This is a genomic window from Actinomycetota bacterium (genome assembly GCA_041658565.1).
GTDB lineage: Bacteria > Actinomycetota > AC-67 > AC-67 > AC-67 > JBAZZY01.
In genome coordinates, this window is sequence record JBAZZY010000031.1 from 12705 (window position 1) to 27789 (window position 15085).

The 15085-nt window shown below is 64.9% G+C and carries 15 protein-coding genes and 3 tRNA genes; 9 read left to right on the forward strand and 9 right to left on the reverse strand.

What is annotated here, in order from left to right; translation table 11 throughout:
* Positions 1–92: 92 nt before the first annotated feature.
* From WDA27_12730 to WDA27_12740, 3 genes are all read right to left on the reverse strand, one after another.
* On the reverse strand, positions 93–1373 hold the full coding sequence (locus tag WDA27_12730; GenBank protein MFA5891796.1) for a HAMP domain-containing sensor histidine kinase: 1281 nt from the start codon (positions 1371–1373) through the stop codon (positions 93–95).
* 172 nt (positions 1374–1545) lie between these two features.
* Entirely contained in the window at positions 1546–2559 is a 1014-nt protein-coding gene (locus WDA27_12735; GenBank protein MFA5891797.1) for an inorganic phosphate transporter, read from the reverse strand.
* Between the two features lie 21 nt (positions 2560–2580).
* Positions 2581–3198: a DUF47 family protein gene (locus WDA27_12740; protein MFA5891798.1), complete on the reverse strand. Its 618-nt coding sequence runs from the start codon at positions 3196–3198 to the stop codon at positions 2581–2583.
* 143 nt (positions 3199–3341) lie between these two features.
* On the opposite strand from WDA27_12740, the gene WDA27_12745 reads away from it, so the two are divergent.
* Positions 3342–3430: transfer RNA gene (locus WDA27_12745), tRNA-Ser, on the forward strand.
* Positions 3431–3493: 63 nt separating this feature from the next.
* Here WDA27_12745 and WDA27_12750 read toward each other — a convergent pair.
* Positions 3494–4756, reverse strand: coding sequence for a multicopper oxidase domain-containing protein (locus WDA27_12750; GenBank protein ID MFA5891799.1), 1263 nt, complete (start codon positions 4754–4756; stop codon positions 3494–3496).
* Between the two features lie 247 nt (positions 4757–5003).
* Here WDA27_12750 and WDA27_12755 point away from each other — a divergent pair.
* Both WDA27_12755 and WDA27_12760 read left to right on the forward strand, forming a co-directional pair.
* Positions 5004–5077 (forward strand) — tRNA-Arg (locus WDA27_12755).
* Positions 5078–5183: 106 nt separating this feature from the next.
* Complete coding sequence (locus WDA27_12760; protein ID MFA5891800.1) at positions 5184–6188, forward strand: type IV toxin-antitoxin system AbiEi family antitoxin domain-containing protein; 1005 nt, start codon at positions 5184–5186, stop codon at positions 6186–6188.
* Here WDA27_12760 and WDA27_12765 read toward each other — a convergent pair.
* From WDA27_12765 to WDA27_12775, 3 genes are read right to left on the reverse strand one after another with little or no spacing between them, the layout of a single operon-like run.
* The gene (locus WDA27_12765) at positions 6172–6684 is read right to left on the reverse strand and encodes a cytochrome c-type biogenesis protein CcmH (protein ID MFA5891801.1); all 513 of its coding nucleotides are present in this window, start codon (positions 6682–6684) and stop codon (positions 6172–6174) included. The genes WDA27_12760 and WDA27_12765 overlap by 17 nt on opposite strands.
* 10 nt (positions 6685–6694) lie before the next feature.
* Complete coding sequence (locus tag WDA27_12770) at positions 6695–7885, reverse strand: ABC transporter permease subunit (protein ID MFA5891802.1); 1191 nt, start codon at positions 7883–7885, stop codon at positions 6695–6697.
* Positions 7882–8622: an ATP-binding cassette domain-containing protein gene (locus tag WDA27_12775; GenBank protein ID MFA5891803.1), complete on the reverse strand. Its 741-nt coding sequence runs from the start codon at positions 8620–8622 to the stop codon at positions 7882–7884. Before WDA27_12775 ends, WDA27_12770 begins: the two co-directional genes overlap by 4 nt.
* A 180-nt stretch (positions 8623–8802) precedes the next feature.
* Between WDA27_12775 and WDA27_12780 the strand changes: the two genes are divergently transcribed.
* The 4 genes from WDA27_12780 to WDA27_12795 all read left to right on the forward strand — a co-directional run bounded on the left by WDA27_12780 (position 8803) and on the right by WDA27_12795 (position 11055).
* Positions 8803–9456, forward strand: coding sequence for a TasA family protein (locus WDA27_12780; protein ID MFA5891804.1), 654 nt, complete (start codon positions 8803–8805; stop codon positions 9454–9456).
* A 61-nt stretch (positions 9457–9517) separates the two neighbouring features.
* Complete coding sequence (locus WDA27_12785; GenBank protein ID MFA5891805.1) at positions 9518–10060, forward strand: signal peptidase I; 543 nt, start codon at positions 9518–9520, stop codon at positions 10058–10060.
* Between the two features lie 3 nt (positions 10061–10063).
* Entirely contained in the window at positions 10064–10534 is a 471-nt protein-coding gene (locus WDA27_12790; GenBank protein ID MFA5891806.1) for a hypothetical protein, read from the forward strand.
* 23 nt (positions 10535–10557) lie between these two features.
* On the forward strand, positions 10558–11055 hold the full coding sequence (locus WDA27_12795; protein ID MFA5891807.1) for a hypothetical protein: 498 nt from the start codon (positions 10558–10560) through the stop codon (positions 11053–11055).
* Here WDA27_12795 and WDA27_12800 read toward each other — a convergent pair.
* Together WDA27_12800 and WDA27_12805 are read right to left on the reverse strand one after the other, a co-directional pair.
* Complete coding sequence (locus tag WDA27_12800; protein ID MFA5891808.1) at positions 11033–13594, reverse strand: FtsX-like permease family protein; 2562 nt, start codon at positions 13592–13594, stop codon at positions 11033–11035. The genes WDA27_12795 and WDA27_12800 overlap by 23 nt on opposite strands.
* Entirely contained in the window at positions 13518–14300 is a 783-nt protein-coding gene (locus WDA27_12805) for an ABC transporter ATP-binding protein (GenBank protein MFA5891809.1), read from the reverse strand. Before WDA27_12805 ends, WDA27_12800 begins: the two co-directional genes overlap by 77 nt.
* A 45-nt stretch (positions 14301–14345) precedes the next feature.
* Here WDA27_12805 and tadA point away from each other — a divergent pair, with 45 nt between their 5' ends.
* A complete protein-coding gene (tadA, locus tag WDA27_12810; GenBank protein MFA5891810.1) occupies positions 14346–14801 on the forward strand; it encodes a tRNA adenosine(34) deaminase TadA in 456 nt (151 codons plus the stop codon).
* A gap of 38 nt (positions 14802–14839) precedes the next feature.
* Positions 14840–14928: transfer RNA gene (locus WDA27_12815), tRNA-Ser, on the forward strand.
* Positions 14929–15085 lie beyond the last annotated feature (157 nt).

Here is a 15085-nt window from a genome sequence, read left to right on the forward strand (position 1 = left end):
CTTCCGAGGGCATTAGGACTAGCCCCATGGAATGCCTTCGTTTCGTCGCGGCCGGGATGTTTTGGGACACGGGTAAGAGGGCCTGCCGGCCGTCACGCATGGCGCTTCTTTGCACGGGCGGGGACCGATTCCGCGGTCGGCAATGTGACCGTGAAGACTGATCCGCCGCCTGTTCCCGGGTCCACCCGGATACGGCCACCCTCGGATTCGACGTAGCGCCGTGCGAGCAGGAGTCCCAAACCCGTGCCGACGGTGCGGCGCTCGCCGGACCCGCGGTAGTAGGGATTGAAGATCCGCTCACGGTCGGAGTCCGGGATTCCGGGTCCGCGATCGGTGACGGTGATCTCGACGTCGTCGCCATGCGGGCGCGCCCGTACATCGATTGGCGCTCCCGCGGGAGAGAACTTGGCCGCGTTCGTCAATAGATTGCCCAGGACGCGACGGAGCGCAAACGGATCGACGCGGACGCTGAGGTCCGCGTCGATGTCGATGGTGAGGGAGTGATCCGTCAGTGTCGGCGCGAGTGTCTGCGCGAGTGTCTCGACGGCCGGCCGGAGACGTTCATTCGCTCCCTTAGGGGCCCAGGCGCCCTCTTCAATGCGCGACAACTCGAGCATGCGCGCGACGAGTTGCTCCATCTCCGAGGTGTTCGACGTGATGCGCTCGAGGAAGACCCTGCCCGTGGGGTAGTCGACGTCGTTCCACCTTTCGATCAAAGTTCGAGTGAACCCGTCGATTGCCGTCAGCGAAGTCCTCAGCTCGTGCGACAGCGTCGACACCTGCACCCGCGCCTGGTGGGTGAGTTGTGTTCGCAACTCACGCGTGGACGCCTGAACGATCAAGACAGTTGTGCCGAGCACGACGCCGAAGCAGGACATCGCATAGGGGTCGACTCTGAACGTTCCGGCGCGCGCGTTCGTTGCAACCGCCATGCCTACTGCCACGATCGCCACCGCGGAACTGACCCCCGCTCCCGTGCTCGATGCCGCGTAGGTAACGATCAGCGCGTAGGCGAAGAGAGTTGTGAAGTGGGTCTCGGGAACGGAGTAGTCGAACGCGAAGACGACGCCGAGGTCTCCTGCGAGCGTCAGCGCCCTGTACACCGGAGTGAGTTTGTACCGTCCGAGAGCGGTGGTGGCGAGAGCGTATGGGAGCAAGACGATCAAGATGACGCCCAGGAATGCTTGTCGATGCGGGAAGACGTCGGGAAACGCCAATGCCACTGCGATCACGAGGGAGCAGAACGCGGGGCGCAGCCACACGGCTAGGGAGGACAGGTGCGCGAGAGGTCCGTCCGGATAGCTCGGCGGGAATGCGCGCTCAACGAGTCGCGACACGCGGCTCGTTGGATCGATTTCGGGTGACGTATCCATGGCGAGATCGGTCGAGTATCTCTCCCAATGTTAGGGGTGATAGATGCCGCGGGCATGGGGCAGGCGTCTCACGTTGCGGGCATTCGGCCGCGACATTCGGACTAGTCTTATGGAGTGCCCTGGTTTCGCCATGGCCGGAAGCGCCCGAGAAAGCGGGCAAGCCGGTGATCTCTCAGGAGAACAGCGAGATGATTTTGTAGCTAAGGAATGCGACGGATCCCGCGGCTGGAATCGTGATGATCCATGCCCACACGATGCGTCCGGCGACGCCCCAGCGGACTGCCGAAAGGCGCTGCGTCGAACCTACTCCGACGATCGAGCCCGTGATCGTGTGGGTTGTGGAAACCGGGATCCCCAGGTGTGTTGCGAAGAAGAGGGATGTTGCGGCGGCAGTTTCGGCGGAGAATCCGCCGACGGGCTTGAGCTTGGTGATCTTGCTTCCCAGCGTCTTGACGATCCGCCAGCCGCCCGAGAGCGTTCCGAGCGCGATCGCCGCGTGCGCCGCCAGCACGATCCACAACTCCACCGGCAAGCTGCCGTCCGGACGAAGATCCATGTAGCCGGCGCCGACCAGGAGAGCGGCGATGATCCCCATCGTCTTCTGAGCGTCGTTTCCACCGTGGCCGAGCGAGTACGCCGCCGCCGATACGAGCTGCAGCTTGCGGAACCATCCGTCGACCTTGCCGGGGTTCGATCGGCGGAAGATCCACAGCATCGCCAGCATGATGATGAAACCGAGAACAAACCCGAAGATCGGACTCACGACGATGAACAACGCCGTCTTTTCGATTGTCTCGGCGTTCAACACGTGGAAGCCGGCCTTTGCGACGGCCGATCCCGCGAACCCGCCGATCAACGCGTGCGACGATGACGTCGGAAGTCCGAGCCGCCACGTCGTCAGGTTCCAGAAGATTGCGCCGAGTAGCGCCGCGAAGATCACCGCAGGCGACACGACATCAGGGAAGCGGCCGATATCTACCGTCTTTCCGACGGTGTTGGCTACCTTGGTCCCGAAGACCATGAATGCGATGAAGTTGAACGAGGCCGCCCAGATGACCGCCATGCGCGGCGTGAGCACGCGCGTCGACACGACCGTGGCGATCGAGTTCGCAGCGTCGTGGAACCCGTTGGAGTAGTCGAAGAAGAGTGCGACCGCGATGATGAATACAACGGAAGCTAGCAGCATGAGCGGTGCGAAATGGTCGGGCTACGCATGCTTCAGGACGATCGACTCGAGGATGTTGGCAACCTTCTCAGCTGCGTCGACCGCCGCCTCGGTGTGTTCGTAGATCTCTTTCCATTTCAACACTTCAATGGCCCCGGTGTCTCCCTTGAACAGCTCCGCAACCGCGCGCCGGTAGACCTGATCGCCTTCGTTCTCGATGGAGTTGATCTCCACCCAATACCGTTCGAGGTCCTTGAACTTCCGCAGGTTTCGAACTCCGTCCGAAACCGCCTCGCAGATGCGAACCAGGATGAGGGCCTGCTCGCGGACCAGCATTGTGGGCTTCTCGATGCCGTGGAGGATGAACATGTCCGCCGCGGCCTCGATGAAGTCCATGATGTCGTCCAGGCCGGTCGCCAGCGCGTGGATGTCTTCCCGGTCCAGCGGCGTGACGAACGTTGTGTTCAGGTTGCGGATGATCTCGTGAGTGAGTTCGTCCCCGCGGTGCTCGCGCTCGCGGATGCGCTTGGCGGATGTGCGAGGGTCGTCGTAGTTGTCGAGCATGCCCAGGTAGAGCTTGGCTCCTTCGACCGCGTTTTCCGCGCTCTTATTGAACAGATCGAAGAAGGCTGGTTCCTGAGGGAAAAGGCGAAGTCTCATCTTTTTCTGGTCTCCATGTCTGCGGGGATTCTAGCCGCGCGCCCGGAGGCGTCCAAACCAGCGATCGGCGCTCAGGACCCCCCCACCGCTTGTTCGATCTCGGTGCCGCACGCTGCGTCCGGTAGAATGCCCCCGCATCACCGGGAGGCGTCGCCTAGTCAGGTCTATGGCGCGGGATTGCTAATCCCGTTGGGGGTTAGCCCCCTCGAGCGTTCGAATCGCTCCGCCTCCGCGGATACGAGCCGGGGCCCCGCATCTTCTGGGTGCAGGGCCCCGGCTTCGTCGTTCCGGCGGGCTATGAGACGATCAGCGCCGTGACCATCCCATGCATCCCGTGTTCGGATTCGGCGTGGGGAAGGATGTGACAGTGGAATGCCCACTTCCCTGTTAGAGAAGTGGTCAACTCCACGTCCCAGGTCTCCCCGGGAGCAACTGCCTGTGTGTCGGCCAGGTATGGAGACTCCAGCGGCCGTCCGTCCTTGGCGACGACCTTGAAGTGGATGCCGTGAAGGTGCATCGGGTGCATCAACTGGCCGGCGTTGATGAGGCGGATACGGACACGCTGTCCCAGTTTGGATGTGATGGGCGACGTGGCGGGGAAGCTCTTGCCGTTCAGCAGGAATCCCAAGTCCCCGTCCGACATCATGATCGTCTCGTCGACGTCCACGGTCTTCTTCGGCTCATCGACGATCATCGCGCCAAACAGACCGCGTCCGACTTGGAACGTGGCGTTGTGATGCGAGTGATACATGTAGGTTCCCGGGGGATCGGCGACCGTGAACTCGTAATTGAACGACTCGTCGGGCTTCACCGGCGGCTGCGTGAGATAGGGGACCCCGTCCATCGCGTTGGGCAACTCGATGCCGTGCATATGGATCGTGGTCGACTCCGGCAGTTCGTTGTGCAGCACGACGCGGATCTTGTCGCCCGTCTTCACGTGGATTTGTGGCCCGGGGATCTGGCCGTTGTAGCCGTATCCGTCGATGAACTCGCCGGGTGAAACCTCCCATCGGACGGCTTTAGGAGTGATGTCGAAGATCTTGCGGCCGTTCTGGATGCGGGGTTTCAGGACCTGGTTGCCCATGACTCCGGTCTTGGCGGGGAAGGCATTCACTCCGGCTTCGTGGGCGGCATCTACCTCGTCGGATGTCATCGAGGATGCGGCCGCAGCGACGCCCGATCCCACTAGCAGCGACGTTTCCATGCCCGCCTCGCGGTGGCCGGGGAGGCTGCAGAAGAGCTTGTACCGGCCCGCGGGGAGCGCGGGCACAGCAAGCTTGCCGGACAGGCCGGGGCCGATCTCGGGCGTCGCGTAAGTCTTCCCGTTGGCAACCAGGGACAGTACGTGGGCGGCGCTGCCGGCGTTCTTTATGTTGAACTGCAGCGGGCGGTTCGCGGGCGCGGTGGCCGGAGCCGCGACTTTGAACTCCGACAGGGTGACGCTGAGCGTCACCGGTTTGCTCGCTGAAGTACAGGCCGTTCCGGCCAGCAACAGGGTCGCTACGGCGACGGTCAGGGCCGACCGAACGGGTGACCGGCGGAGAACTCCTCCGAGCATTGGACCTCCTGGGAGAGCCGATGTGTTGCCGAATCCACGTCCCCGGTGGATTCGGCAGATCGCGGGGTGCGTCTCCTTGTTAACCAACGGGCGCGCGCCCCGTATTCCGGAGGGTGGTTTGCCTAGGCCGACCGGGACCCTGCGTCCGTCTGCAGCCCGGTGGCGCGCGCCGGGCTGCAGGGCCGTACGCCCCTCGGGGCAGGGGCAGAACGGTGCGCGAAAGGGTTGATAGACTTACCGACCCTGAGCGCCCGTAGCTCAAGTGGATAGAGTGTCTGACTACGGATCAGAAGGTTGGAGGTTCGAGTCCTCCCGGGCGCACCGAGTCCCTCCGGAGTGACACCTGCCGCGCGCAGATTCAGGCAATCACCTCGATGCGCCCCCGATAACTGGCCCATGCCAGTGTCCCGGCGTATTGATGTTGCGGATGGGGGCGCTACACGACCGAAAAGGCATACACGGAGGCCTCGATCATCGGGTCGCCCGCGTCGCCATGCGTCAGCACGGGGTGTTCACGCGCGCCCAAGCGATCCAATCCGATGCGACGCGGGGGGCGATCAAGTGGCGACTGACGGCCGGTCGATGGGAGCGCCTATATCCCAGCGTGTACAGGATTGCGGGAACGCCGACGTCCTGGCGGCAGCGGGCAATCGCCGCATGCCTGTACTTCGGTCCGGACGCGGTGCTCTCGCATCGCGCTGCGGCCGGGATTCAAGGCCTGCAGGGATTCAAGCCGGAGAAGCCTGAGGTGACCGTGCCGAGGAACCGCAATCGCATTCGCTCCCACCATGTCGAGATCCACGGGACCCAAGATCCGATCCCGGGGGAAGACATCGGAAGGATCGACGGGATTCCCGTGACGAAGCCCGCCCGCACGTTGCTGGACCTGGCTACGGTCGTGCCTGAAGAGGTCCTGGAGGCGGCTCTCGACGACGCCGTGCGTCGACGGTTCGTCTCTGTGTCGTTCCTGGACCGGTGGTTGGACGATCCCCGGCGGAGGCGCCTCCGCGGGGCACCGGCACTGCGGCGACTTGTCGATGTGCGGGCGACGGTCGGAGTGACCGAAAGCCCGCTGGAGACGCAGGTGCTGAGACTCCTGAGGAAGGCGGGATTGCCCGTCCCGATGCTCCAGTATGTAGTGCGGGATGGCCGCCGGTTCGTCGCGCGCCTTGACTTCGCTTATCCCGACGAGCATGTGGCGATCGAAGCGGATGGTTTTCGATACCACGACGGCAGGCGCCAGTTCGACGACGAGCGCGCGCGCGGGAACGAGATCCAATCTATTGGTTGGCACGTGCTTCGCGTCACGTCGAGGCACTTGGAGCAAGACCCGGAAGGTGTTGCCGGATGGGTCCGGCGCGCGCTCAATGGTGAGCGGCAGTCACTCGAACGAGCCGGATGCGCTCGTCGCTTCCCTACTCGTCCTCTTTGACCGCGCGCTCGATATCGGCGACGTAGGGGGCCAAATCCGCAGGCAGTTGCCCCGGGTCCGTTACCGCGACCGTGGCTGCGCGCGTTCGCATCAGGCGTCCGGCGGCAACGGCACCGCCGGCGATGAACACCACGGGCAGGATCCACAGCCACCAGTTGATTCCCTTGCGGGGCGTGGCCGAAAGAATCCGGTCCCCGAACTCATCTTCAACTGACTTCACGATCGCTTCCTTGGTCCAGCCGGCGTCGACGCGTTCGCGGATGATGGTCTTGAGTTGTTCGGAAGGGCCGCTGGTGCAGGCCTCCAGGGATTCCCCGGGACAGGTGACGCTCTTGAACTGTCGCACCACCTCGAAGTAGGTGGTGCGCGGCGTGGCTGACGTGGTTTCAGGAGCGGTTTGGGCCACGGCGAAGGGAGTCAGGGTCAGGAGCAAGAGGGCCGCGAGGACAACGATCGCGCCGGAGCGGCGAAGCAGTGATTTCGAGGGGTAGTTCATCCCCAACACGCTAGCCGACTGCACGCTGAATCGCGCGCTCCGAGCGGAACACGCGGTCGGCGAGTGCGAGCGTTGCCACCACGTAGATCAGGGAAGTGATCGTCGTGATGGTTCCTGCCCCGGCAACCGCCGTTCCTTCCATGCCGAACCTGGCTAAGAGCAAGGGTCCGATGATCGGGATCGCGTAAATCGGAGCCGCCACCGCGGAGCCGCTCGTGTTCCCAAGCAGGATCAGGGGCAAGATCGCGAGTCCGATCAACGGCGCCATGAATACGCTCGCTTGTTGCGCGGAACGAGCCGCGAGTCCAATGAGGATCTCGACGGCCGACATCACGGCAACCACGCAGGCAATCGCGAGGGCCGCCATGGCGGCGCCCCCCGCCGGCAACTCGATCGCGGATCCGACGGCCGTTCCCGCGCCACTCAGCGCGAACGCCCCGAGCGCTCCGCCGAGGGTCAATGCGCCGGCCAGAAGCCCCATCGACAACGTCACGATCCACTTGGCCGCGGCGATCTCGCGCCGCCGCAGCGGCGTCGCGAGTAGCGCCTCTACGGTCCGTCGGTCTTTCTCGCCCGCCGTGATGTCACCGGCGATTCCGGTCATAAGGCCGAGAACTTGGCTCACTACGATCAGCGGCAGGAGCGCGCCGAGCATCGATCCCGCTCGTTCGCGGGAAGTCGTGACGTCGACGTTGCTGACGACGATGGGACGGCCGGCATCCTTGGGAAGTCCCGCGCGCTGAAGCCGGCGTTGCAAGGCTAGTTCGGAGTATGTGTTCAGCGCAGAGGCCAGGTGCGCGCGCGCCAGCTCGCTCTTCACCGAGCGTTCTCCGACCATGATGCTCACGCGCGCCGGCAATTCCTTGGCCATGTGGTCGTCGAATGCAACATCGATGAGCAGCGCGACGGGGAATTCGCCATCGCGGAGTTTCGTCGTCACGTCGCCGGTTTCCACCACGCTGAAGCGCTGGGTGCGCAGGAATGCAATGAGTTCGGGCGAGCCTTTGCTCCCCTCGACGCCCAGCGAGTGCACGGCGGTTGCCTGGTCGGCGATCTGGTTGGCCAGCTCATCCCGCACGATCATGAACAGAATCACGAAGAGCAACGGCGAGATCATCAAGAAGACGATCGTCTTGCGCTCGCGCAGAATCTCGCGGAAGTGGCGTCCGGATACGCGCCCGACCAGATGCCAGCGGATCAAAGCTGTGCTCCGATTGGAGGTTCGGCGTTCATCAAGTGCACGAGCGCGGTGCGCAGGTCGAGGGATTCCGTGTCGCGCACGATTTCTTGTGGCGTTCCGTCGGCGACGATGCGCCCGTGGACGATAACCACAATCCCCGCGCACAACCGAGCCGCTTCTTCGGCCACGTGAGTGGACAACAGCACAGTCTTGGCAGACAGCGCTTCACTGGTCAGTACGCCCTCGAGTGCGCTCGCCGCCACCAGATCCAGACCCGACGTCGGTTCGTCCAGCAGCAGCACCGGCGGGTCGTGCACGAGCGCGCGCGCAACGGCGACCTTCTGGCGGTTCCCCTTGGACAGCGTTCCCGCGCGCCGGTCGAGGAACTCCTCGAAACCGAGTGTTTCCGCCAACTCATCCACGCGTCGGGCGACGCGCGCGGCAGGCAAGTCGTACAGGGATCCGAAGAACCGCAACTGCTCGCGCGGCGTCATCTTGTCGTACAGGCCGGTCTCTTCGGTCAACAGACCGATCGAACGCCGGACGTCCTCGGCGGAGTCGGCCACGTCGTATCCGGCGACGGTTGCGCTACCTGCGGACGGCCGGAGCAAGGTCGCCAAGATCCGCATCGTCGTCGTCTTTCCGGCGCCGTTGGATCCGAGGAAACCGGTGATCCGGCCCGGCGGGGCTGTGAACGACACCCCGGCGACGGCGACAACTTCGCGGAATGTCTTCGCCAGATCCAGGACCGTAATCATGACCTAAGCCTGTCACAAAAGGGTTCTTCGAACGAAACCAACATGAAGACTGCTCCGTTGGGGGTGGTTGAGTAGTCTGAAATAGCTATGGACTCTTCTTCCTGCGCAGCCGACCCACGAACTGTAGGGCAAGTGCCCCAACGGTACACGTGCTGGCGACCGTACGAAGGAGAGTCTGCAATGAGGAAGACGGGAACCTTGTCCCGAGTGGCGGGTCGTTTTGGCGGCAACAGCCTCACGCGGAAGATTCTGATGTCGGTCGGCGTGCTCGGTGCCGCGGCAAGTATTGCGGGACTGGGCACGTTCGCCTCGTTCACGAGCACTTCGTCGGCGTCCCAGACCGTCGCATCGGGATCCGTAACGATTGCGCTCGGCGCGACCGGCGCGGCGACCAACCGATTGACCGTGAACGCAACCGGAATCGTCCCGGGCGACACGATGCAGCGAAGCTTCAACATTGCGAACTCCGGCTCGCAGAACTTGGCGTCGGTTACTCTCACGTCGAGCGCGACGACGAGTTCCGCGCTCGACACCGACGCCACCGACGGACTGCAGATGGTTATTGACCGGTGTTCGGTCGCGTGGACGGAGTCCGGAACAACTCCTGCATTCACGTACACGTGTGGCGGTACGACTTCATCGGTGATCGCATCGCGCGCCGTTATCGGCAGCGCCGTTTCGATGTCCAACCTCACGGTGACGACCGCGGGCAACACCGACTACTTGCGCCTTACGTTGACTTTGCCGAGTACGGCGGGGAACACGCTTCAAAGCCTGACCTCGACGATTCAGTACTCCTTCACCGGCACGCAGCGCGCGGCCACCAACAAGTAGCCGGCCGGCAGCCATGACGGAGGCCGCGGCGTCAGCCGCGGCCTCCACCTAGGCGGGAGATATGAAACGAATCGCGAAGCTCTTGGGGATCACAACCAGAGCCGCCGTCCGGACATTGATCGTCGCCAGTGTCGTGCTCCTGCTGGCGATCGGGATCGGTCCGCGCAGCGGTCGCTACCGGACACTCACCGTGCTGTCGGACAGCATGCGGCCGATCATGCCGGTGGGATCGGTGATCGTCGTTACGCCGGTGCCGGTCACATCGCTGCGGGTGGGCGACGTCATCACCTACGAGGCGCCCTTGGACGATCACCGCGTCGTCACCCATCGCGTGATCGATTTGCGCCGGCAAGACGGCGGCATCGTGGTGCGAACGAAGGGGGACGCTAGTTCCGAGGTCGATCCGTGGCGCGCGCGCATCGACACGCCGGAGGTTTGGCGGATGCGGGCTGTGGTCCCGCGTCTGGGATGGGGGATCCACGCGCTGCGGGCGCCGTCGGTGCGCCGGGCGGCGCTGTTCGTGCTCCCCGTGATTGCCGCGTTGCTGTGGCTCGTGCAGATCTGGGGAGCCTCGCCGCCTCGCAGGGAACCGAGAGTGATCTGAACCGTGCCAAGGAGACGAGCCCGTGAGCCCGCCGCGCGCGCGCGGCGGCTTACCTACGTCGTCCTGGCCGGGGTCATGGTGTGGGGACACTTGGATGCCACAGCGCTCGGCACCTTCAACTCCGCGCCGTCGCCTCCGTCGATGACGGTTGCCAGCGCGACTCTGGAGTCCGCAAGCAGCCTGTCCGCGGCGAACCAGAACTGCGTCGTCGCGACTTCTACGGAGGTGAGACTCACGTGGACGGCAACTTCGTCGACGTGGGCCGACGGCTACGAGATCTTCCGGTCCCTGATCAGCGGTGGTCCTTACACTTCGAAGGGAACCGTGAGCGGGCAGTCGACCGTGACGTGGACCGACACGACGCCGTTGTTCTCGACCACGTACTACTACGTCGTCAAGGCGACGAAGAACAACTGGCGGAGTGCGAACTCGAACCAGGCTTCGATCACGACGCCCACGCTGCTGTGCGCGTGAGCCCCGCGCGGTAGCATCGAGCGATGCGACTTCGCGTCTTGTGCCCCCTGTTGCTGACTGCTGCGTTCGCGACGCCGGTGCTTGCCGCGACATCGGTTCCCAAGATCGCGGTTCAGATCGTGTCGGCGACCAGCGTCGGCGAGGTCACGGTTCGTCTCACGAACGCCGGCGAGACGCCGTCCGGGAAATTCAGTTTGGAGATGACGGCCGTTCGCCGGGACAAGGAAGTCGCACGCGCGGAGTTCTCGCAGGCCTCGCTGGACGCTCACGAGTCGCGCGTCGTGCCCTGGGACTTGAAGTTGCCCGACGGAACCTATGTCGTGCGTGCGCGCGCCCTTGTGGGTACGACGCTGCTCGAGGAAGAGATCGCGGCCATGCGCGTCGGTAAGCCGCCATCGAACAGTGCGCCGGGGATCGGGCGCGGCGTCGCGGTCGTCGTGGCGGTGATGCTGGCGGCGGTCTCGGGCATCATCCTGCTATACGCGCGCCGCCGCCGTCTTACTCGAACTGCAAGGCGCTGACGACTTCCAGCCGGGCGGCGCGCCGCCCGGGCGCGACCGCGGCCACAACGGCCATGATTACCCCGAAGACGCCGACGACCGGTATCCATCCCGAAGGGTAGACGTAGGCGATGTCGAACGAGAACGCGTCTGCCACGCCGCGTACGGCGAGCAGGGACATAACCAGTCCCAGCGGCAGCGACAACACGAACGCGACGAGCCCCAGCGTGGCCGACTCAACGAGCACCATCCGCCAGATCTGACTTCGCGTCGCGCCGATCGCTCGCAGCACGCCGATCTCGCGGTATCTCTGCAGCACCGACATCGCAAGGGTGTTCGCCAGGCCGAGCAGACCCACGATCGCGGCGACCCCCAGGATTGCGTAGAAGATGTTGAAGAACCGGCCGAACTGCTCCTTGGCGTCCTGCTTGGTTTCGGCCGCAGTGTCCACCGCCACGTTGTAACGCGCGGCGAGCGTGCGATCGATCTGCGCTCGGACGGCCTCGAGGTTCGCTTCCGGAGCGAGGTTGGCGAGGTAGGAGTTGGGATCGCCGGCGTTGAAGTAGCGTCGACCGTCGGCGATCCCGACGGTGATGGCGGGGATGCCGCCGATCGTCAGGTATGTGCCGGCGACACGGAACTCCTTCACGCCCTGAGTGGTTTGCAGGTGCACGGAACTTCCGACGTGCAGGCCTCCCTCCTGGACGCCGTAGACGCCGGAACTCGGAGCAAGGATTGATCCGCCGCGCTCCAGCGCTTCGCGCGCGCCGCGTTCGGTACCTTCGGCGAGAGAGAACCCGGCGACGTCGAAGTAGGTGCGTGGATCCAGAATGCGCGCGAATCCATCGGCCGGCTTGCCGGTGTCGGGATCGACGAACTGGACCTGAGCAAACCGGATCGGCGTGAAGTCGCCGATTCCCTTGATGCCGTCGAGGTCTTTCTCAAACGAAGGTGCGAGCGTTCCCGTCGGCCGGTCTCCGGTCGGATGCAAGAACAGGTCGGCGCCGAACTGGCGGTCGATGGCTTCCTGCATTGCGCGGTCCATCGTCGTGTACAGGCCGCCGATCGAGAAGATCATCGCCATGACCACCATGATCAGTGCGAGCGTGTACGCCGAACGGCTGCGTTCTTTGACCAGGTGCAGCACCGCGACATCGCCGACGCCGCGCGCGATCCGGTTGGTCAAGCGTCCGAGGACGCGCGCCAGCGGACGCAGCAGCAGCGGGGTGAGCAGCACCGCGCCGAGCAGCAGCAGCGGACTGCCGGCCGGACCCGCTCCGCCGCCGGTGAGTCCGATGCCGACTCCCGCCGCCGTCGCGAGCAAGCCGAAGATCCAGGCGCGCGACAAGTGCGTTTCCGCGGCGTAGTTGCCGCGCATCGCTACGACCGGGCTCAGGTGCCCTGCGCGCCTTGCCGGAACGAGCGACGACACCAGAGTCGTTAGGATGCCGACGATCACGGCCGTCACGAGAGTGCTTCTTGTCACCGTGAGGCCGGGCAGATCGATGCGGAACAGATTTGAGACGAGCGCGACGAGTCCCTTTGCAAGCGCAAGTCCCAGCACCAGGCCGCCGGCCGTCGAGACCGTGCCGAGCACAAGCGCTTCCACGATGACCACGCGGCGGATTTGTCCGCGCGTCGCGCCGAGCGCGCGCATCGTGCCGTATACGCGTACGCGCTCGATCACGGCCATCGACAGAGTGAGGTAGATCAAGAACGCGCCGACGAACAGCACGATCCCGGCGAAGAACGTGAACACCGCGCCGAGGATGTCTAGGAAGTCGCGGAATCCTTGCGCGACTGTGGAGGCGTTCTCGAAGCGGATTTCCGAACCCGCGCTCTCGCCGTTGGTCTCGATCCACTTCTCGACGTCGATGCCGTCGTCCAGGGCCAGGCGCGCGCCCGACACCACCGGACCGGCGTCCATCAGTGCGCGCGCCGTTGCGAGCGAAGTGAACACGACGTCGCCCTGGTTGGTTCGGCCCGCGCCGGTGTCTTCCAGGACGCCGGCAATACGCACTTGTTGAATCCCGCGCGGTGTGCCCAGCGGCATCATCGTTCCGGCTTTCAGGCCGAGCCGATCGAGCAAGCGCTGAGGAACGATCGCCTCGGTCGCGCCATCGCGGTAGAAGTCGCCTCGGGCGAGCGTGAATGTCTGCAGCCGACGGGCTGCAGCGAGATCGGATCCGATCACTTCGACTTGGACGGGGTCGGCCACTGCCGGGGTCTTGAAGGAGCCGGCGAAGCGGTAGTCCCCGATAGCAACGCGCACACCGGGAAGCGCCGCAAGGCGCGGAACGATCGACTCCGGCACGGTCGCATCGAAGGCGCCGGGCGGACCTGCGAGCACGTCGGCATCGCCGACGAAGTCGCTGATCAGTCGGTCCACGCCGGTCTGCGTCGTCGCGTTGGACACCAGCACCCCGAAAAGCACAGCGACGCCCAGGATGATTCCCCCGGCGGTCAGGACCGAGCGGCCCTTCCTATGCGCCAGCTGCTTGGAGCCAAGCGAGGACAGCCTGCGCACGGCGCTCACCTCCCACGGCACTTCCGTCGGCATGGGTTTGCTCGTCGATGGTGAGGCGGTCTTTGATCTTTCCGTCCACCAGCAGGACGACCTCATCGGCGAAGCCGGCTGCGTGCGCATCGTGCGTCACGATCACAACCGTTTGACCCAGCGCGCGCTGAACTTCGCGCAGCAACGTCAAGACCTCGTTGCCGGTCTTTTGATCGAGGTTCCCGGTCGGCTCATCGGCGAGCAGTACGGCCGGCTCGGTTACCAGCGCGCGCGCCACCGCAACGCGCTGCTGCTGGCCGCCGGAGATCTCCGACGGCAAGTGCGTGCGCCACTCGGTGAGTCCGACGAGCTTGAGGATGCGCTCGATGCGATCGACGTATTCCTTCGGGCGCGCGCCGCCGATGATGAGCGGCAGTGCGATGTTCTCCTCGATTGTCAGCACGGGAACCAGGTTGAAGAACTGGAAGACGAACCCGATGCGGTTTCGCCGCGCCAGGGTGAGTTGCCGGTCGCCGAGGTCGGCGAGGGCTTGGCCTTCGAGCCAAACCTGGCCCGACGTGGGGGCGTCGAGCCCGCCGAGCAGGTGTAGGAGCGTGGACTTACCGGAGCCCGAGGGCCCCATGACCGCGACGAAGCGGCCGCGCGGAACTTCGAAGGTGACCCCGTCGAGCGCGCGCACGCTCGATCGCCCGGTCACGTACTCCTTGACCAGGTCTCGGGTTGCGAGAACCACATCGTTGTCTGGCATGCCCCGCATTCAACAGGCGGGTGCGGCGCGCGGCAACTGCGTACCATGGCGTACATGGACGAATCGTTCATGCGACAGGCCTTGGAAGAGGCGCGCGCGGCCACCGCGTTCGGCGACGTGCCGATCGGATGCGTCGTCGTTCGCGGCGGCGAGGTGATCGCGCGCGCGCGCAACGAGCGCGAGCGCGACCGCGACCCCACTGCGCACGCCGAGATCCTGGCCTTGCGCGCGGCGGCAGAAGCCGTCGGGGAGTGGAGGCTCACCGGTTGCACGCTCTACGTCACCCTGGAGCCGTGCGCGATGTGCGCGGGGGCGCTGGTGCTGGCGCGCGTGGAACGCCTGGTGTTCGGGGCCGAGGATCCTAAGGCCGGGGCGGTCGGGTCACTGTTTGATATTCCCCGTGATCCCCGGCTGAATCACAACGTTGCCGTCACCCGCGGCGTGCTCGCCGAGGAGTGCGGCGCGGTGCTGCGCGAGTTCTTCGCCGAGCGCCGGACGTAGCGCTCCGGGGTCCGGGTGACCCTGGTACCATGCCCGGCGGAGAGGTGCGAGAGCGGCCGAATCGGGGCGCCTCGAAAGCGTCTAGGGGCTTTGCGGTCCCTCGCGGGTTCAAATCCCGCCCTCTCCGAGGCGGCACAGCAAAAGCCGCGCCGCCTCGGAGCCGGGCGGGTTTCTCTTTTCCCGGCGCTGGATCACCCTCGATGTTTGAATCTTGACATTCGGGGCTTTCGACGCAAAGCTACCAACATCCTGTTACTGCTTCGCGCGCCCGGAACCTTGGGCGC